Raw genomic sequence first — 18883 nt, forward strand, 5'->3', positions numbered from 1 at the left:
TCCTCAGGCCGTGACGGGCGGGTGGGCCGGGGCGATGCCCATCCGGTCGAGCAGGCCCAGGATCGCGTCGACCTTGGCCAGGACCTGGTCCGGGTCGATCCGCTGGGGCGAGGTGGTGAAGACGAGACCCGCTTCGAAGGTCAGCAGGAGGGGCATCGCGCTCACGAACGGGTTGGCGCCCGCCTGGCCGAGCATCCACTCGACGACCTGCGGGGTGAACGCGCGGGTGGCGGCGGACGGGTCCGAGGTGAACACGGTGAACTCCCGGCCCAGCGGTTCCGGCAGGCCGGCGGGCAGCCACTGGCGCTGCTCCCGCACCACGGTCACCGGCGCCTCGGCGGCCGGTCCGGCGGCCTGGGCGCGGTCCGGGGCCAGCGGCCGGCCCAGGAAGTCCACGAGGACCCGGCGGCCGATCTTCATCGGCGGCACGATCGCGGTGGCCACCTCGATCCGGTGCTCGTGAGCCGTGGCGGAGCTGGTCGAGTTGGCCTTCTCCATCGACGCCTCGCCGACGCGCACGGCCCAGTTGCCGCGCCGGAAGTCCAGCGCGGTCTCGAAGCGGGGTGCGCGGACCGTGCCCAGCCGGCCGGCGACGCCGTCGGTGGAGCTCTTCATCGGTGGCAGGAGGTCGGCCGACCACGCGCGGACGTCCGCGGGGTCGGCGACCCGACCGCCGAGGCCGTTCGCGAGCACGGCCAGGGCGTCGGCCTGGGCCTGGTCCTCCTTCCGGGCGCCGCGCGACTGGAACCAGCGCAGCAGGGCGAAGAGCACCACCAGGGCGGCGACGACGTAGAGCAGTTCCATGATCAGATGTCCAGGTATCCCGTGGTCTGCTGCTTGGACTGGTCCTCGCCGATGCCCGCGTACTGGTCCGCCTTCTCCTGGGCGGACTGGTTGCGCAGGGGCTTGTCGATGCCGGCGTTCGCGCCCGTGCCGATGCCCAGCTGGGAAGCCGCCGCGTCGGTCACCGCGCCCACCATCGACTTGCCGAAGCCCTCCTGCAACCGCTCGCCGAGCATGCCGTCCTTGCTCCACAGCTTGACCAGCGCCGACTTGTCGCCGCCCGCCTTGAGGGCGTCCGCGGCCAGGCTGCCGGCGTGCTTGTTGGCCATGGAGCGCTGGAAGGCGGTCTTCACGTTGCCGACCCGCTTGGCCAGGTTGCGCAGGAAGTCGAGGATCTTGGTCAGGAACTGCTTCAGCTTGGCCACGATCCGGGCCACCTTGCTGCCGGTCGTCGCCACCCGCACGCCCGTCGCGGCGCCCGCCGCCGCGGTCGACGCGCCGAAGCTCGGCACCGCCGCCGCCAGCGCGGGGATCCAGATCATGACCAGCCAGGTGATCAGCTCGGTGAGGATCGCCTTGATGAAGTCCTCGACAATCGTCATGATCATGCTGGAGGTCTGGAGCATCTGCGCCAGCTCACCGGCCTGGCCCGCGACGCCGTCGATGCCGTTGGCGAACTCGCCCAGCTTGGTGCTGGCCACCTCCGACGCGGGGCCGCCCCAGCTCGTCACCGAGCTCTGCAGGTCCTGGTCGAACTGCTCGCGCAGCTTGGCCACGCCCTCGCCGATGGCGCTGAAGTTCTCCGCCGCCTGCGCCAGCGCGGGACCGTCGCCGCTGACGAAGTGGATCGCGTCCTCCAGCGGCTGCACCACGCTGATCAGGAAGTTCAGCCCCTGCCCGACCAACCAGCCGATCGGGTCGGTCGCGATGCCCAGGGCGGAGGTGCCGAGCGAGCCGATCAGCGCGGAGCCCTCGGACATGAGGCCGGTGACCTCGGCGCCGCCCTTCTCCTCCGCCTTGCCCGCCGCTTCCTTGATCTTGAGGTAGTTGCCGTAGAAGGGGGCGGCCTCCGCCATCTTCTGGCTGGTGTCCTTCTCGCCGACGGTGATCTCGACGCCGCCGGCCTCGGTCTTTACTTCAGCCATCCCGGATTCCCCCGCCCCTACTGGTTGTCGAGCTCGACTTGCAGGCCGTTCAGCAGCTGCTTGACGGCTTCTTCCTGCGCGTCGTAGTCCTGAGCCGCGCCGTTGAACTTGTCCGCGCCGGACTGCAAGCCGTCCTGCAGGGCCTGGAACAGGTCGTTGAGGTCGCCGAGCATCCGGGTGTAGTCGTCCTTGACGAACAGGCCGACCACGCCCCACGACTTGTCGCCCACGTCCGCCTTGGCGACGAGGCCCGCGATCTCGGAGGCCGTGCCGCGGTGGCCGTCGAGCTTGCCGGCGAACGCCCGCAGCTCCTGGGGGTTGACGTCGAAGCCACTCATCGCGTGCTCACCGGTCCTCGTCGTCGAAGAGGTTCAAGAAACGGCCGTCCTGGTTCTGCGCGGGCCCCGAGCGGGGCGGGGGCGGCGGCTGGTCGTCGTCGCGCAGGAACCGACGCTGCGAGAAGTCGTCCGGTTCCTCGGGTGGCGTCGGCCGGCGCGGCGGGGCCGGGCGGGCGGCCGGCCCGGGCGGCGGCGGCATCCGGTTCGGTCCCGGGCCCGCCATGGGCGGCGGCGGTGCGGCGTAGGGCGGTGCGGCGGGCAGCGGCGCCTGCGGCGGCGGGGCCTGTTCGGTCATGGTGCGCAGCTCCTGCGGCGTGACGCCGAACAGCTGGGCCTGCGTCTCCAGCACCTGGTCGGTGAGGTGCAGGTCGTCGCCGAGCGCGTTCTCCACGATGCCCGCCTGGCGACGTGCGGCCTCGGCGACGGCTTGGCGCAGCGTCGCCATGATCGCGCCGGCCAGCGCGTGCGGCGGTCGGCGCATGGCGGTGTCCGACAGCCGGATGTCCTTGATCGCGCCGGACGGGCCGGCCACGACGGTCACCGCGCGGTCGGGCGAGGTGGCCACCACCTCCATCGCGGCGAGTTCCTGCTGCATCTGGTCGATGCCGGCGACCTGCTGGTCGACCCGGTGCAGCTTGGACTGGAACTGTTCGAACTGGGCGACGAGCTGGTCGAACTCGGCCGACACGACAGGACCTCCGGGGAGCTTTCGACTGCGGCGGCACGCACGGCGCCGGTGAGCGGGACTCATAGTGGCAAGCGGATGACCCGCTTTGTGCCCGAACGGGTGAAAAGACTCTCCGTTCAACCCAGCGGGCCGTTCGGCGGGTTCCTTGACCCGGTCGTGGTTGGGCAGCATCGCGCGGGTGATCAGACGACTCCAGGCAGTGATGACACTCACACTCGGTCTGTCCCTCCTCTCCGTCCCCGGCGTCGCGCACGCCCAGCCCGCGCCGTGCTTCGACCCGAACGCGCCCATCACCGTCGAAGAGCAGCGGTTGGACGACCGCCTCACGCCGACGGGGCCCGAGGTCGGCCCCGAGCTGGTGCGTCTCGCCGGCTTCGAGGACGACGTCAGCCGCTTCACCGCCCGGCTGTGCGAGCCGATCTCCTACTCGCAGGTCATGTACCACGCGCTCGCCGGCGGGACGCAGCTGTGGCAGGCCGCGGTGGGGCGGGCGCAGTCGGCCCAGGCCTGGGACTCCTACGACGACCGGCCGCTGTACTGGGCGCGGCTGCTCGCGACCAAGGCGCTGCGGCAGTGGCAGCCGCGGGACTGGCGGCTCGACGCGGCCGGGCGGGCGAGGCTGGTCGAGGCGTTCGACCGCACCTCCCGGGGCGTGGAGCACGTGCGGTTCGGCGCCGGCGTCCGGCGGATCGCGGTGACCGGGTTCGACCCGTTCCAGCTCTTCGGGACGTCCGTGCGCCGCAGCAACCCGTCGGGCGCGTCGGCGTTGCAGCTGGACGGGAAGGTGATCAGCACGCCGTCCGGGCCGGTGGTGGTCGAGGCCGCCGTGCTGCCGGTGCTGTGGGGCGCGTTCGACCAGGGGGTCGTGGAGCGGTTCTACGGCGCCGCGCTCGGTTCCCGGGCCGACGCCCTGGTCACGATCAGCCAGGGCCGCGACGGGCAGTTCGACGTCGAGCGGTGGGCCGGGCGGTTCCGGGGCATCTACCCGGACAACGACAACGTGTCGGCACCCGGTGTGGTGCCGGACGCGGCGGGGTGGCCGCAGCCGGCGCACGAGTTCATCGAGACCACGCTGCCGCACCAGCGCATGATCGACGCCGGGACCACGCCGTTCCCCGTGTACTACAACCGGTCCTTCTGCGAGTGGCCGCTGGGGACGGTCCCCGCACCCGGCACGGGCACGGCGGACTGCCGCTCCGACGAGCCGACGCCCGGCGCGGCGGCGGCCGAGGGCAGCGGCGGCGACTACCTGTCCAACGAGTCGATGTACCGGGCCAACCGACTGCGGCTCGGCTTGAACGCCACCGCGGTCGCGGGCGGCCACCTGCACACTCCCGTGCTCGGCCAGCCCGCCGACCCGGCCGCGCTGACGGACGCGGCGTTCGAGCGCGACCGCCGGGCGATCGCCGACCAGGTGGTGGCGCTGGTGTCAGTAATCTGACCCGTGTGAAGGGCTGGCGGGCGGCGGTCGCGGCACTGGCCGCGCTGTCGCTCGCCGCCTGCACGGCGCCGGTGGAGGGCCTACCGGACGGCGAGGTCGTCCGCCCCTCCCTCACGCCGACCGCCGACCAGCTGCCGAAAGCCGGTCAGTGCACGGACACCGGCCTCGAAGTGCTCGACTGCAAGGCCGAGCACGAGGCCGAGGTGACCGAGGTCGGCCTCCTGGACGGCCTCGGGTCCGAGTACCCGAACGACCGCGACCTGCGCCGGGCCGCCCTGCCCGCGTGCCGCGCCGCGCTCACCGCGTACCTCGGCAGCCCCGACCACGATGCCACCCGCCTGCAGGCCCATGCCCTGTGGCCGAGCCGCGACGGCTGGGCGAAGGGCGACCGCTGGCGCGTGTGCACGGTGGTCGAGCTCAAGCCCGACGGCACGCGCGTGCGGCGCAAGACCAGCGCCAAGGACCTCCTCAAGGCGGCCGGGTTCGGCACGGTGCAGCTGTGCGCGACCGCGTCACCGGGCGAGGCGAAGGACGCCGGGATCACCGCCTGCGACCAGCCGCACAAGGCGGAAGCCGTGCCGGGCGTGCTCGCGCTGGGTAATCCCCAGGACCCGACGCCGTCCCTCGACCAGGTGAACGCCAAGGCGGCCGAGCACTGCGCGAGGGCCGTGACGAACTACGTCGGCGCGCCGCGGGAGGACGTCTTCGCGTCCTGGCGGTCGTTCGGCAGCCAGGCGTGGTCCGAGGGCTACACGTCGGCGGTCTGCTACGCCGAGGCGACGCGCCCGTTCACCGGCCGGCTGTGGGGCCTGGGGAAGAACGCCCTCCCCGGCTGACCCCGGTCGTCCCCACCTGTCCCCACTGACCCACAGGCTGTGCACAGTTCCATCCACAACCTGTGGACAACTAGCGCCGGCGCCAGGACAGCACCACCAGCAGCACGCCCACCAGAACCGGCGCGCCGCTCTCGAACACCGGCCTGAGCACGGGCAAGAAGGGGTACGCGCCCAGTTCGAACAGCACCGAGGCGGTCAACGCGGCCAGCCCGGCGGCCAGCGGCGCGGCTGGGGACAGCTTCCCCAACGACACCAGACCCACCAGCAGTCCCGCGAGTCCCAACGCCACCAGCCCGCGCAGCCGCACCTCGTCGAACTGGTCCAGCGCGTAGCCCCACGCGAAGGCGCCGACCGCGGCGGCGAGGGCGCCGAGCACGAAGCCGGCCACGTGCCACCACGCCGACACCCGCGTGCGCTCGCGCTTCGCGGCCACCCCGGCCGGGTGATACCGCACGACGCCCGGAGCCGGCCCGACCTCCGCCTCCGGCAGGCGGTCGTAGTGCAGTCCGCCCAGGAAATCGTCCTGCTGGGTCACTCCTCCTTGGTACCTCCGGACGAGCCGAAAATCACCCGGAGCAACCAAAAAGAGACCCGGTGGACGCCGTTGGCCACCGGGTCTCACGCCGAGGGGTCTCGGGTGGGAGAGGCTCAGCCGAGCCGGAGCTTCAGCGCCTCCAGCTCGTCGCGCAGCGAGGTCGGCACCTTCTCGCCGATCTTGGCGAACCACTCCTCGATCATCGGGATCTCGGCGCGCCACTCGTCGGCGTCGAAGTCCAGCGCGGCCTCGACGTCCTCGCGCGGCGCGCCCAGCCCGTCCAGGTCCAGCGCGTCGGCGGTCGGCACGTGCCCGATCGGCGTCTCGACCGCGGCGGCCCTGCCCTCGATGCGCTCGACGGCCCACTTCAGCACCCGCGAGTTCTCGCCGAACCCGGGCCACAGGAACCGCTTGTCCTCGCCGCGGCGGAACCAGTTCACGTAGAAGATCTTCGGCAGCTTGTCCGCGTCGGCCGACTTGCCGGTGTCGATCCAGTGCTGGAAGTAGTCACCCGCGTGGTAGCCGATGAACGGCAGCATCGCCATCGGGTCGCGCCGCACGACGCCGGTCTTGCCGACGGCCGCCGCGGTCGTCTCGCTGGACAGGGTGGCGCCCATGAACACGCCGTGCTGCCAGTCGCGCGACTCGGTGATCAGCGGGACCGTGGTGGCGCGGCGACCGCCGAAGAAGATCGCCGAGATCGGCACGCCCTTCGGGTCCTCCCACTCGGGCGCCTTGATGTCGCACTGGGCGATCGGCGTGCAGTAGCGGGAGTTCGGGTGCGACGACAGCTCCTCGCCGCCGGGCGTCCAGTCCTGCTTCTTCCACGAGGTCAGGTGCGCGGGCGGCTCGCCCATGCCCTCCCACCACACGTCGCCGTCGTCGGTCAGCGCGACGTTGGTGAACAGCGAGTTCCCCTTCTCGATGGTGCGCATCGCGTTGGGGTTGGTGTGGTAGTCGGTGCCGGGCGCGACGCCGAAGAAGCCGTTCTCCGGGTTCACCGCGTACAGCCGGCCGTCCTCGCCGAAGCGCATCCACGCGATGTCGTCGCCGAGGGTCTCGACCTTCCAGCCCGGGATGGTCGGCTCCAGCATGGCGAGGTTGGTCTTGCCGCAGGCGCTGGGGAAGGCCGCCGCGATGTAGTAGGACTTCCGCTCCGGCGACGTGAGCTTGAGGATCAGCATGTGCTCGGCCAGCCAGCCCTCGTCGCGCGCCATCACCGAGGCGATGCGCAGCGAGTAGCACTTCTTGCCCAGCAGCGCGTTGCCGCCGTAACCCGAGCCGAACGACCAGATCATCCGCTCTTCGGGGAACTGCGTGATGTACTTCGTGTCGTTGCACGGCCACGGGACGTCGGCCTGGCCCGGCTCCAACGGAGCGCCGATCGAGTGCAGCGCCTGGACGAAGTCGGCGTCCTCGCCGAATCGCGCGAGCGCCTTCGCACCCATGCGGGTCATGATGTGCATCGAGACGACGACGTACTCCGAGTCGGTGATCTCCACGCCCAGCATCGGCTTCTCGGCGTCGAGCGGGCCCATGCAGAACGGGATCACGTACATCGTCCGACCGCGCATGCTGCCGCGGTACAGCTCGGTCATCGTCGCCTTCATCTCGGCGGGGTCCATCCAGTTGTTCGTGGGGCCCGCGTCCTGCGGGTCCACCGAACAGATGAAGGTGCGCTCCTCGACCCGCGCCACATCGGTGGGATCCGACGCCGCCCAGAACGAGTTGGGTTTCTTCTTCAGCGGAACGAAGGTGCCCGCGGCCACGAGCTTGGCGGTGAGCCGGTTCCACTCGTCCTGGGAGCCGTCGGCCCACACCACTTCATCGGGGCAGGTCAGCTCTGCGACCTCGCGCACCCAGGACACCAGGCGCGCGTGGTTGGTCGGTGCGTGGTCGAGACCGGGAATGGTCACTGCCGTCATCTCGTCTCGTCTCCTAGCTGAGCGCCAGCCCACGGTGGACGCCGTTGTCCGGGTGGGACGTCCTCGCGAATGGCTCCGCCCGCCCGGTGGAGGGCGTGCCGTTTAAGGGGATAGACGGAGGTTAGCCGGGTTAATCGCGGGTAACGCACATCTGACCTGTCGGCTGGCTCACAAAACCGATTCTGGAATCGATTCAGCACCCGATCACCACAAATCCGGCTGTGACCTGGGCTTTAGTCGGCGGAATGCAAGACCGGCCCGGTGCGTCGATCGCCACACGTTCAGGTGTCTGAACAGTAACGCTATGAGAGCGCTCTCACAGTTGGGCGCAAAAATTGCTGCTCCGAAATGCCCGGATTTCTCGACCGTTTCAGGAACGGCGGACGGGCGGCCCGAGCAACGCGATCAACGGCTCTTCCACTTGCGCCACAAGGGATTCACCGAACACGCACAGCGTGTGTTCCCAGGGGTGCCCGAACGTGCCGAGGCGGAGATCGCGGGTGACGTACAGGAAGTAGTCGCCGTCCGGGTACGCGTGGCCGGGCCACGGCGGTTGCCCCGGTCGGCCGACGCGGTCCGGCTCGAACCGGTAGCCGACGTGCTGCCAGTCGAGCCAGTACAGCTCCTCGTCCCCGGCCTCCCGCAGCCCGGCGACGATCACGCTCTGCAGTTCGTCCAGGCCGTCCTCGTCGACGTTCAGGTGCCACGTCACCGAACCGGGTGGTTCCGTGATGCCGGGAAAGGCCCTCGTGCTCGGCCGGAAGTCGAGCAGGCGGTCGACCAGGCGCCAGACCTCGTCGTGCTCCGCCTGGTCGAACAGCACGGCGACCGGACGTGTCGCGGCGGGCGGGCGCGGCGGGGTCCAGTGGTAGGAGCGGGCGGTGGCGACCTCGCGGAAGCCCGCCTCCAGCAGCACGGCGCGCAGCTCGCCGTCCGCTTCGGCGAAGAACGTCGACCCCGGCCCGGCCCACCGCGACCACTCGGCCACCACCTGCGGCCACGGGCGGGTGAGCCCACCGATCACCACGGCGCCACCGCCCGCGGGCTCCGCCCACCCCGCGCCCACGACCCGGCCGCGTTCGAGCACGACCTGGACGTTCGCGTCGAAGTGCCGGGCCGGGCCGTCGACCTCGAGGTCGGCGAACGGCGTGCGGTGGCGGCCCCGGGCCAGCCGTCGCACCTGCGGCAGGTCTTCGGCCCGCGGTTCGCGCACGTCACGGCTCGGCGAGGCGGTGATCTCGTGCGCGACCAGGACGGCACGCTCCCAGCCCGGCGTGAAGCCGGCCGCGAGCAGGTGCGAGGGGAGGTCGGGCGCCTCGTGCGCGTAGGTCTTCCACTCGACCGGCTCGCCGCGCTCGGCGAAGTGGCGCAGTTGCCGATCGACGAGGGCGGCGAGATCGACCCCGGGCAGGTCGGGGTGCTCGACCGTGCCGTGCGTGCCGTAGTGGACGCGGGTGACCGGACCGTCCTGCTCGACCACCGCGCCGATCGGCGTGCTCCACGGTCGGCGCGGCCACGCGTCGTCGGCGGGTCGGGTCGTGCGCCGCGGCGGGCGTGGGCGGACCGGGGTGGCGTCGAGGAAACCGCTGATCGCGGCGACGACCTGGGGTGAGGCGAAGTCCGGCACGGTGAGGTTCAGGCCGCCCGCCACCGGGCCGTCCGGGCCGGGCGTCGTGAGGACGAGCGTCGACGCGCGGACCCGGCCGAGCTCTTCCCGGGACGCGGCGTCGGCGCCCAGGCCGGCCACGATCACGCGGTCCGGCGTCGCGCCGGCGAGGACCATCCGCACCACCAGCAGCGCGCCGACGCCGTGACCGCCGAGGTCGTAGCCGGCGGGGTCGTCGGTGGCCAGGTGGTCGAGCAGGGCGAGCCCGGCGGCGGTCGGCGCCCCGTCCGGCACGTCGACCAGGACCACCCGGTGGCCTCGGGCGACGAGGGGGTCGACGTGCGGCAGCCACAGGTCGGCGGTGTCGTCCGAGCCGCCGGCGAACAGGACCAGCGGACGGCTGGCGCCGAAGTCGCGGTAGGCGAGCGGGGTGCCGTCCGGAGCCCGGAGGTGCTCGGTCATCCGTCGAGCCGCTTGTAGTACTGGACCTGGGGGAACGCGGTGAAGCCCGCGCGTTCGTAGGTGCGGCGCGCCGGGGCGTGGCCGGGGTCGCCGCCCGTGCCGACGACGGCCGGCGTGACGCCCGCTTCGCGGAGGCGTTCGACGGCGAAGTCGGTCAAGGCGGACCCGATGCCCTGCCGCTGGTGGTCCGGGTCGACGGCCAGCATGTGGATCTCGCCGTCCGCCACCCGGATCGCGACGAACCCGACGGCGCGGTCCTGCCGGTCGGCCACCCACACGGTCGTCGCGTCGTCCCGGCAGACGTCCTCGACGGCCCGGGCCTGCGTCGACTCCCAGTCCGGGAACAGCGCGGCGTAGATCGGACCGCCCAGCGCGGCGCGGAACGACGCGAACACCGGGGCCCACGAGCGCAGCGAGAACTCCACGACGGCGCCGATGTCGTCGGTCGTCAGCGGGCGGATGACCATGCGGCCATCATCGCGACAGGCCCACGACCCCCGCACTCGAATTCGCCGGTCGGGCCCGCCCCGATCCGGGAGCGGTCAGTTCGGGCTGATCCACTGGCCGGTGACGGAGTCGATGCGGACCACGCCCGACACGGTGACCTTGTCCTCCGAGCCGTCCGACCAGGCCTCGTCGCTGTCCGGCGTGTACTTGCCGTCCTCGCCGATGCGGCCGTGCTCGACCTCGGTCCACTCCTCGTCGCCGGTGTGCCGGGACACGGTGACCTCGCCGTCCTGGGTGATCTCGGTGGCCAGGTCGGCGCTGCCGTCGCCGTCGGCGTCGGTGAAGAGCCAGGTGTCGCCGTCCTCGTCCTTCACCACCGCGGTGTCGGCGCGGCCGTCGCCGTCGGTGTCCTCGGTGGCCGGCCCGACGTTCTGGTCGGCGCCGCCCTCCATGTCGACCACGATGGCCTTGCCGGCGTTCGTGTTGGTCTGCTCGGTCCGGTCGTCCGACGGGTCGACGGCGACCCACTCGCCGGAGTCCTCGTCGAACTCGGCCTGGGCGGTGAGCTCGCCGTCCGCGTCGAAGGAGCTCATCAGGTCGGCGTCGCCGTCGCCGTCGGTGTCGCTGAACGCGAGGTGCCCACCGTCGTCGGTCTCCACGACCGCGCTCTCCTCGACACCGTCCTGGTCGAGGTCGTAGGTCGCCTCGGCGGTGTACTCCTCGTCACCGACGGTGACCTTCAGCTCGCCGTCAGCCGCGCCTGTCTCGTCGATGTACACCGTGTCCCACCCTCCTGCGTTCCTGTACGGGTTGGACTCACGCTATGCCTGTTCGGTTCCGCTGGGGAAGGTCCGACAGAGGTCACACCCGGTCGCGGACGGCTCGGATGCGGGCCAGCAGCTCGTCGACCTTGGTCCGGCCGGCGGTCAGCTCGGCCAGCCGGCGCGTCACGGTCTGCAAGGCCTTGGCGCGCTCGCCGGCCTCCATGCGCAGCGCCTTGTCGACCTCGCGCAGCTCCGCCTCGATCGCGTCGACCCGCTTGCCCAGCGCGTCGTCCAACGCCAGCGACAGCTGCTGCTCGGCCTCGATCAGCTGCTCGGCCACCAGCTGGTCCACAGTGGACCGGGCGTCCGCGATGGCGTCCGACAGCCACTGCTTGAGGTGCTGCTTGTCGGCCGAGTGCTTCCTGGTCCGGGCCATCCACCAGCCCGCGCCGAGCCCCAGCGCGATGGTCACCGGCAGCACGATCGGGTTCAGCGCCGCCACCCCGAGCCCGGCCAGCGGCAACGCGGCCAGCCGGCCCGCGCCCAACCCGCCGGACACGCCCATGAACACCAGCAGCTTGTCCTCGGCGGTCGGCGCGCGCTTCTCCGGTGGCCGCAGCACGACCGGCGGCGTCGCGCCGCGCGCGAACTGACCCCGGATCACGGCCAGCTCCTCGGCCGAGAACAGGTCGGCCAACGCCGCGTCGGCGACCCGGGACAGCCGCACGCCCAACCCGGCGCTGATCCGACCCGACACCACCTGCAACGCCGTGTCGACCTCCTGCGGCAACGCCGCCAGCCGCTCGCGGTCGGCCGAGTCGATGGCCGTGCGGAACCACGTCTGCACGTCCCGCATCTGGCGGCTGACCTCGTGCGCACCCTCGACCCGCGCCCGCTGCACCTCGCCGCGCAGCCGCACCTGCCAGCTGCGCGTCGACGAACGGCGTTGCGAGTTCAGCTCGTCGCGCCGCCCGCGCAGCGTCTCCGCTTCCTCCTCGCCGGACGACAGCGCGCGCTTGTCCGCCTCGTTGCGCGCGATCAGCTCGTCCAGCACGGTGGCCAGCGCGCGCAGCCCGTTGGCCTCGCCGAGCATCGCCGCCCGGCCGACCACCAGCTCCTGCAACGCCTCCTGCAACGCGCCGATCCCGGACCGCTCGCGCAGCATCGCACCCGCGTCCGGGTTCGGGGCCTTGGCCGCCAGCTCGAACATCCGCGACGACACCGGGTGGAACACCGCGCCGCGGAACCTCGGCGCGTGCTCGGCCAGCAGCGCCTGGTCGGCCTCCAGCACCTGCCGCCAGCCCCGGTACTGGTCGACCTTGGTCAACGCGAACACCACGGTCTCGACGCGTTCGCCGACCGTGCGCAGGAAGTCCAGCTCACCGCGCGTGAACGGGGCCGAGGCGTCGACCACGAACAGCAGCGCGGTCGCGGTCGCGGCGGCTTCGGCGGCCAGCTCGCCGTGCACGGAGTCGAGCCCGCCGACACCCGGCGTGTCCACCACGGAGAGGCGTTCCAGCAGCGGGATGGGCGCCTCGACCTCGACGTACCGCGGCGGCAGCATGCCCTCCGGCAGCTCGTGCGCCGCCGACACCCAGTTCACGATCTCCGACCGCTCGAACGGCACCGGCGACATCGACCCGGCGTAGCAGGCGCGGGCCGACCACTCCTCGCCGTGCCGGAACACCAGGTAGGTCGCGGTGGCCACCTCGGCGTCCACCGGTGACAGGTTCGGCGTCGCCAGCAGGGCGTTCACCAGCGAGCTCTTGCCCCGGTTCGTCTCGCCGACGACCACGACCGACGCCGGGCCCGCCCGCCGCGCCTCCACGAACGACGCGGCCGACGGGTCGAGCGCGCGGACCAGGTTGGTCAGCTTCTCCCTGGTCTGCCGGACCGCCTGCGGCAGGCTGCTCATCGCGCGGTGTAGACGGTGACGACGGGCGCGCGCAGCGTCCGGCCCCGATCGGCGAAGCCGACCACCTCGGTCTCGGCCACCACGCCGTCCAGCGAGGCGTCGTTCGTCGGCACGGTGCCGCCCGCCTCGTGCCGCGACGGGTCGAACCGCTCGCCGTCGGGCCGCAACGGGGTCACGCCGATCGCCGCCAGGCCCTCTTCGAGCCGTTCCACCACCCCGGCGCTGCGGGCGCGGTCCAGCGCGTACAGGCACAGCTGCACGAGGGCGCGCCGTTCGGCCAACGCCTGGTCCAGCAGCTCGTCGGCGATGGTCGTCTCCAGCGTCGCCGCTCCCGGGTGCGTCTCCACAGCGTGGTCGGACGCCGTGCCGCCCTGTTCCGTTCCGCTCATCGCCGTCCCCGCAGTTGTTGCCAGATCAGGAAATACGCCCGGTGCACCACGTGCGCCACCCGGCTCTGCGCCGGCGTGGCCCCGAACGACGCGAAGGAGCGCCACCAGCCCGCCCGTTCCAGGGCGTAGGCGATGAGCTCCTGCGGCGGTCGGCCGCGCAGGCCGAGCTGCTCGGCGAGGTCCGGCGAGCTGCCGAACCGCAGCACCTCTTCCACCAGGTCGTTCGGCATCGCCACGGCGCCGGACGCGACCAGCGTCAACGCCTCCAGCAGCCGCAGCTGGTGCGCCTCGGGCTTGGCCAGCAGCACCTCGATCGCGTCGTGCACGCGCTGCCGCTCGTTCGGGTCGCCGGAGGCGGCGGCCAGCGAGGTCACCGACGCCAGCGCGGCGGCGGCCTTGATGCCGTCGGCGCGGGACCGGAACACCGCGTTGAGCTTGGCCCGCACGCCGTCCAGCCCGGAGGCGTCGAGGAGCTTGCGGCGCAGCGCGCCCGCGGTGATGCCCGGCTCCGCGTCGATGGCCTCGAGCGCCTTGCCGACGCCGTAGAGGTCGAGCTTCTCCAGCAGCCGGGTGCGGGTGCCGACCGGCACGTCGCACTCCCAGCTCACGAACAGGTCGGCCGAGATCAGCATGGTCTCGCGGGTCGCGTCGTCCAGCTCGGCCAGCCGGCGCAGCGCGTCCGCGTCGGCCGAGGTGAAGCCGCCGGTCTCGGTGGACTCGGCGACCAGGCCGATCACCGGCAGCACGTCGGCGACGCGCGGCTTGAGGGTGAGCGCCTGCCGCTCGGCGAGCAGCACGGCCGCCTGCCACGTGTCGCCGTTCGCGCCCTCCACGGTCTCGGCGGCGATCGTGTCGGCCTTGTTCAGCACCGCGATCGCGTTGACCGGTCCCGCCTCGCGGCTCGCGGTCGCGGCGGTGAACGCGGCGAGCGCCTGCTGGTCGTCCGCCCGCACGCCCTGCGTGACCACGTACAACACCGCCTCCGCGCCGGCCACCGCGTTGCGCGACACCGGGTCGAGCTCGCCGCCGAGCAACGCCTCGGTGCGCGCCACGGACGCCGCGTCGAGCGAGCCGAGGCCGGGTGTGTCGATCACGGTCAGGTCCCGCAGCACCGCGTTGGTGAGGTAGGCCTCGATGTGCGACACCCGCTCGACGTCGACGCCCAGGTCGGGCGGGATCGAGCCGTTCGCCTCGAACGGCAGCACCTGCTTGCGGCCGTCGGCGAAGACCACCTCGATCCGGTCCACCGTGCCGTACTGGAAGCGGGTCACCAGCCGGGTGCACTCGCCGACGTCCGTCGGCGCGACCCGGCGCCCGATCAGCGCGTTGACCAAGGTCGACTTGCCGGACTTGATCCGGCCCGCGACGGCCACCTGCAACGGCGCGGACAACCGCCGCAGCACCTCGCCCAACCCCGCCGCGGTCGCGGGCGAGACCTGGGGGCGCAGGCCGACGCAGAGGTTCGCGACCGCCGCCGAGAGCGGACCGGCGAGCTGCTTGGCCTGCGTCGTCACGCCGGAGATCGTGCCACGTGCGGGTGGCGCGCGGTTTGCGAACGGGGCGACCGGGGTATTTCCGCGACCGACGAGGGAGGTCACCCATGGAACAGGGATATGCGGTGTTCCTGCTGCTCGGGGTGGTGCTGGTGATGATCGACGGCCAACTCATCTACCGCAGCGGCAAGGGCTACATGAGCCGGGCGTACGGCGACCCGGAAGCGGCCAGGTCGATGACCCGGCTGGCGACCGTGCTGTTCCACCTCGTGGTGCTCGGGCTGCTCGCCATCGTGTCGATCATCTCGGTCGACACCGGCGACCCGGTCAAGGACGTCGTGGTGAAGCTCGGCGTCATGCTCCTGGTCCTGGCGCTGGTGCACGCGGTGACGATGATGATCCTCGGCCGCATCCGCGACCGGCAGCTCCAGCAGCAGCTGGCCGACGAGATGTCCGAGGAGCACCGCCAGTACGAGCAGCAGCGGTCCGTGCCGCCGCAGACGCGCGTCGAGCCCGTGCACGGCGCGCCCGCGCCGCGGGTCGAGGCCCGGCTCGATCCCACGCAGATCGACCCCACGCAGATCAAGACCACCAGGTAGGACCCCGGGGTTTCATCCGCCTGGAGGACTAGGCGCGGTCAACCCGTGGCGCGACGCGCGGCGTCGCGACCCCTACCTAACCTGGTCACGTGCGGCGGCTGAGCCTGTGGATGCGAGCGCACCCGGTCTTCGGGGACTCCCTGATGGCCGGGTTGCTGCTCGTGTTCGAGCTCGGCGTGCTGGCCGCGAACCAAGCGGCCGTGGCGGGCTCCACGCTGCTGTTCGTCGGCGCGATGATGATCGTGCCGGTCGTGTTCCGCCGGCAGTACCCGCTCGGCTCGTCCTACGTGATCCTGTTCGGCGGGGCGATCCAGCTGCTCACCCACGGCGACCTCGACACGGGGCTGCCGGTCCGGTTCGCCGACTTCTCGCTGGCGATCGCGCTGTACACGATCGTCGCGTACGTCGGCAGGCGGCAGGGCCTGCTGTACGCGATCTGGCTGGCCGTCGGCACGTTCGTGTGGGCGTTGTGGCCCATGGGTGCGGGCGTCGAGGCCGCGTTCATGGTGTTCGTGATCGCGGTGGTGTTCGGCTTCAGCTGGGCGATGGGGGAGTTCGTCGGCGCCCGCCGGGCCTACAACCGGGAGCTGGAGCAGCGGCTCAAGCTGCTGGAGACCGAGCGCGACCAGCAGGCGCGGATCGCGGTCGGCGAGGAGCGGTCCCGGATCGCGCGCGAGCTGCACGACGTGGTCGCGCACGCGGTGAGCGTGATGGTGGTGCAGGCCGACGGCGCGAGCTACGCGATCAGGTCGAACCCGGACCTGGCCGAGGCCGCCGTGCGGACCATCGCCGACACCGGGCGGCAGGCGTTGACCGAGCTGCGGCGGCTGCTGGGCGTGCTGCGGTCGGAGGACCAGTCCGGCACGCAGTGGGTGCCGCAGCCCGACGCGGGCGACCTGCACGAGCTGGCCGAGAACTGCCGGGCCGCCGGGCTGCCCGTCCGGCTGGAGACGCTCGGCGACCTCTCCGCGCTGCCCGCGGGCCTGGGGCTCGGCGTCTACCGGATCGTGCAGGAGGCGTTGACGAACACGTTGAAGCACGCGGGCGCGGGCGCCTCGGCGGTCGTCCGCGTCACCCAGGCGGGAGATCGGGTGGAGGTGGAGGTGGCCGACGACGGGTTCGGCACGCCGCACGACCTGGTCGCGGTGTCCGGGGGCAACGGGCTGATCGGGATGCGCGAGCGCGCCGGCGTGCTCGGCGGCACGCTGGAGGCGGGTCCCAACCCGGGCGGCGGGTGGCGGGTCCGCGCCGTGCTGCCGCTGGTCCCGTCGTAGGGTGCCGTGCCGGCTGGGAAAGGTGACTTCGTGATCCGGGTACTGCTCGTGGACGACCAGGAGCTCATGCGCATGGGCTTCCGGATGGTGCTCGGCGCGCAAGAGGACGTCGACGTGGTCGGCGAGGCGGCCAACGGGCTCGACGCCGTGCAGCTGGCCGAACGGCTGCGGCCGGACGTGGTGCTGATGGACGTGCGCATGCCCGTGCTCGACGGGGTCGAGGCGACCAAGCGGATCGCCGAGGCGGGCACCGCGAAGGTGCTCGTGATGACCACGTTCGACCTGGACGAGTACGCGTTGTCGGCGCTGCGCAACGGCGCGTCCGGGTTCCTGCTCAAGGACACGCCGCCGGGTGACCTGGTGTCGGCGCTGCGCGCGGTGGCCAGCGGCGACGCGGTGGTGTCGCCCTCGGTGACCAAGCGGCTGCTGAGCCGGTTCCTCGGCGAGGGCGGCGGCGAGCTGCGCGACGCGGCGGTGCTGGAGGCGCTGACCGAGCGGGAGCGCGAGGTGCTCGTGCTGATCGCCAAGGGGCTGTCGAACACCGAGATCGCGCGGAAGCTGTTCCTGTCCGAGGCCACGGTGAAGACGCACGTGGGGCGCATCCTGGCGAAGCTCGAACTGCGCGACCGCGTGCAGGCCGTGGTGCTGGCCTACGAGACGGGACTCGTCCGACCCGGCGACGTCTGACCGGGCCGGACGCGTCCCGCGAGGCTCACCGGTACTTCGACGCGTCCGCCGTCGTCGGGTCGACGCCCGCCTTGAAGACCTCCTCGTACCAGCGGCCCCAGTCCGGCTGCGAGCCGTCCAGGTCGGTGAAGCCGTACTCCCGCATGAGCGTCCACGAGGCGAGCGCCTTGCCGGTGAAGCGGTGGCGGTCCGGGTCGGCGGCCAGCGCCGCCACGCCTCGGCCCACGTAGTGCGGCGTCTCCGACATCGCGTAGTGCGGCTCCTTCGCGATCGCGTCACGCCAGTTCGCCTCGGTCACGCCGAAGTGCTCCAGCATCTGCTCCGACCGCAGGAAACCGGGCGTGACGGCGACCGACGTGCCGCCGAACGCCGCCAGCTCCTTCGCCATCACCGTGCCGATCCGCCGGATCGCGACCTTCACCGAGTCGTACGCGAGCGACCCGCTGTAGAAGTCGTCGCTGTCGCCGTCGGTCACCTCGACCAGCAACCCGCCCGGCCGGCGGACCAGCAGCGGCAGCAGGCGGTGCAGCGTGACGAAGTGCGCCTCCATGCTGTTGCGCCACATCCGCAGCTGGCGGTCGAGGTCCTGCTCCCAGAACACCTTGAACTCGGTGTCCGCCTCGCCGCCCCACACGTCGTCGACCAGGACGTCCAGCTGCCCGTCCACTTCGGACTCGATGCGGGCCCGGAACGCGTCCACGTCCGCGGGCGCGGTGAAGTCGCACCGCACCGGGACGCCGCGCCCGCCCGCCGCCGTGACGAGCTCCGCCGTCTCCTCGATCGTCTCGTCCCGGCCGATCGGCGACTTGTGCCCGCGCGTCGACCGCCCGCCGACGAACACCGTCGCACCGGCCGCACCCAGCTCCACCGCGATGGCACGTCCGGCGCCCCGCGTCGCCCCGGTGACCGCCGCGACCTTGCCCTCCAACGCCGACATCATCTCCCCTTCCACGCGTCCAGCACCGCGTCCACGTCCTGCGCCAGCCGGTCGGCCAGCTCGCCGCGCGGTCGGACGGACCAGTCCATCGACACGCCGTAGAGCAACCCGGTGAGCACCCGCGCCGCGCGTTCCGGCGACGGGCCGTGCGGAAGATCCACCGGTCGGGTGAGTTCCACCACGGTCCGCTCGGTCGCCGCGTACAGCTCGGCGAGCAGCGCCCGCAGCTGCGGGTCGATCAGGTCGACACCGAGCTGGGCCAGGTGGTGCTGCGCCTCGGCCGGGTCCACCACGTCCTCGAACCAGGTCAGCAGCGCCGCCCGCAGCCCGTCCGCCGGGTCCTGCGCCGCGGCCGCCGCCGCGTGCATCCGCCGCACGTTCTCGTCCATGGTCTGCCTGGTCAGGGCCTGGAGCAGGCCGCTCTTCGAGCCGAACCGGCCGGCCACCGTGCCCACCGAGACGCCCGCCCGCTCGGCCACGTCGGCGATGGTGAACCCCGGCCCCTTGCGGCCGATCACCTCCGCCGCGGCGGCCAGCAGCCGTTCGTCCGTGATCGTCTTCGGTCGTGCCACGGTATTATTGAACCACGGTTCATTAATGGTCGCCCAGTAGGGTGACA

General features: G+C 72.2%; 19 protein-coding genes. 5 read left to right on the forward strand and 14 right to left on the reverse strand.

Translation table 11 applies throughout. The features are described from left to right. Positions 1-3: 3 nt before the first annotated feature. The 4 genes from AB0I91_RS05045 to AB0I91_RS05060 are packed head-to-tail and all read right to left on the reverse strand — an operon-like array spanning position 4 to position 2954. Entirely contained in the window at positions 4-804 is an 801-nt protein-coding gene (locus AB0I91_RS05045) for a hypothetical protein (protein ID WP_498771563.1), read from the reverse strand. 2 nt (positions 805-806) lie between these two features. Next, positions 807-1928 (reverse strand): hypothetical protein, encoded by a 1122-nt coding sequence (locus AB0I91_RS05050; RefSeq protein WP_498771561.1) that lies wholly within the window; start codon positions 1926-1928, stop codon positions 807-809. A 17-nt stretch (positions 1929-1945) separates the two neighbouring features. After that, positions 1946-2266 (reverse strand): ESX-1 secretion-associated protein, encoded by a 321-nt coding sequence (locus AB0I91_RS05055; RefSeq protein WP_498771559.1) that lies wholly within the window; start codon positions 2264-2266, stop codon positions 1946-1948. Positions 2267-2273: 7 nt separating this feature from the next. Beyond that, positions 2274-2954, reverse strand: a complete 681-nt coding sequence (locus AB0I91_RS05060; RefSeq protein WP_499607779.1) for a YbaB/EbfC family nucleoid-associated protein — start codon at positions 2952-2954, stop codon at positions 2274-2276. Positions 2955-3156: 202 nt separating this feature from the next. On the opposite strand from AB0I91_RS05060, the gene AB0I91_RS05065 reads away from it, so the two are divergent. Together AB0I91_RS05065 and AB0I91_RS05070 are read left to right on the forward strand one after the other, a co-directional pair. Further along, positions 3157-4395: a PA0049 family protein gene (locus tag AB0I91_RS05065; protein ID WP_499607776.1), complete on the forward strand. Its 1239-nt coding sequence runs from the start codon at positions 3157-3159 to the stop codon at positions 4393-4395. Positions 4396-4400: 5 nt separating this feature from the next. Beyond that, on the forward strand, positions 4401-5231 hold the full coding sequence (locus tag AB0I91_RS05070) for a septum formation family protein (protein WP_499635295.1): 831 nt from the start codon (positions 4401-4403) through the stop codon (positions 5229-5231). Positions 5232-5301: 70 nt separating this feature from the next. Here the strand turns inward: AB0I91_RS05070 and AB0I91_RS05075 are convergent, their stop codons facing one another. The 8 genes from AB0I91_RS05075 to AB0I91_RS05110 all read right to left on the reverse strand — a co-directional run bounded on the left by AB0I91_RS05075 (position 5302) and on the right by AB0I91_RS05110 (position 14788). Next, positions 5302-5766: a hypothetical protein gene (locus AB0I91_RS05075; protein WP_499635298.1), complete on the reverse strand. Its 465-nt coding sequence runs from the start codon at positions 5764-5766 to the stop codon at positions 5302-5304. 113 nt (positions 5767-5879) lie between these two features. Next, positions 5880-7691: a phosphoenolpyruvate carboxykinase (GTP) gene (locus AB0I91_RS05080; protein WP_498771548.1), complete on the reverse strand. Its 1812-nt coding sequence runs from the start codon at positions 7689-7691 to the stop codon at positions 5880-5882. 370 nt (positions 7692-8061) lie between these two features. Beyond that, on the reverse strand, positions 8062-9759 hold the full coding sequence (locus AB0I91_RS05085) for a DUF2716 domain-containing protein (protein WP_499635301.1): 1698 nt from the start codon (positions 9757-9759) through the stop codon (positions 8062-8064). Next, on the reverse strand, positions 9756-10226 hold the full coding sequence (locus AB0I91_RS05090; RefSeq protein WP_499635303.1) for a GNAT family N-acetyltransferase: 471 nt from the start codon (positions 10224-10226) through the stop codon (positions 9756-9758). Before AB0I91_RS05090 ends, AB0I91_RS05085 begins: the two co-directional genes overlap by 4 nt. 75 nt (positions 10227-10301) lie before the next feature. Further along, positions 10302-10985, reverse strand: a complete 684-nt coding sequence (locus AB0I91_RS05095) for a hypothetical protein (protein WP_498771542.1) — start codon at positions 10983-10985, stop codon at positions 10302-10304. An 82-nt stretch (positions 10986-11067) separates the two neighbouring features. Continuing rightward, complete coding sequence (locus AB0I91_RS05100) at positions 11068-12885, reverse strand: dynamin family protein (protein ID WP_499635305.1); 1818 nt, start codon at positions 12883-12885, stop codon at positions 11068-11070. Further along, entirely contained in the window at positions 12882-13274 is a 393-nt protein-coding gene (locus AB0I91_RS05105) for a nucleotide exchange factor GrpE (protein ID WP_498771538.1), read from the reverse strand. Before AB0I91_RS05105 ends, AB0I91_RS05100 begins: the two co-directional genes overlap by 4 nt. Continuing rightward, on the reverse strand, positions 13271-14788 hold the full coding sequence (locus tag AB0I91_RS05110) for a dynamin family protein (protein ID WP_498771536.1): 1518 nt from the start codon (positions 14786-14788) through the stop codon (positions 13271-13273). The genes AB0I91_RS05105 and AB0I91_RS05110 overlap by 4 nt, the downstream gene beginning before the upstream one ends. Positions 14789-14874: 86 nt before the next feature. Here AB0I91_RS05110 and AB0I91_RS05115 point away from each other — a divergent pair, with 86 nt between their 5' ends. The 3 genes from AB0I91_RS05115 to AB0I91_RS05125 all read left to right on the forward strand — a co-directional run bounded on the left by AB0I91_RS05115 (position 14875) and on the right by AB0I91_RS05125 (position 17327). Next, on the forward strand, positions 14875-15366 hold the full coding sequence (locus AB0I91_RS05115; protein ID WP_498771534.1) for a hypothetical protein: 492 nt from the start codon (positions 14875-14877) through the stop codon (positions 15364-15366). 89 nt (positions 15367-15455) lie between these two features. Then, complete coding sequence (locus AB0I91_RS05120; RefSeq protein WP_498771532.1) at positions 15456-16640, forward strand: sensor histidine kinase; 1185 nt, start codon at positions 15456-15458, stop codon at positions 16638-16640. A gap of 30 nt (positions 16641-16670) precedes the next feature. Then, the gene (locus tag AB0I91_RS05125) at positions 16671-17327 is read left to right on the forward strand and encodes a response regulator (protein WP_053714464.1); all 657 of its coding nucleotides are present in this window, start codon (positions 16671-16673) and stop codon (positions 17325-17327) included. A 25-nt stretch (positions 17328-17352) separates the two neighbouring features. Here the strand turns inward: AB0I91_RS05125 and AB0I91_RS05130 are convergent, their stop codons facing one another. Next, entirely contained in the window at positions 17353-18264 is a 912-nt protein-coding gene (locus tag AB0I91_RS05130) for an SDR family oxidoreductase (protein ID WP_499635343.1), read from the reverse strand. Then, positions 18264-18836 carry a TetR/AcrR family transcriptional regulator gene (locus AB0I91_RS05135; RefSeq protein ID WP_498771530.1) on the reverse strand — a complete coding sequence of 191 codons (573 nt, stop codon included), beginning with the start codon at positions 18834-18836 and terminating at the stop codon, positions 18264-18266. The genes AB0I91_RS05130 and AB0I91_RS05135 overlap by 1 nt, the downstream gene beginning before the upstream one ends. Positions 18837-18883 lie beyond the last annotated feature (47 nt).

Origin of the sequence: Actinosynnema sp. NPDC049800 (genome assembly GCF_040656635.1) — a bacterium.
Lineage (GTDB): Bacteria > Actinomycetota > Actinomycetes > Mycobacteriales > Pseudonocardiaceae > Actinosynnema.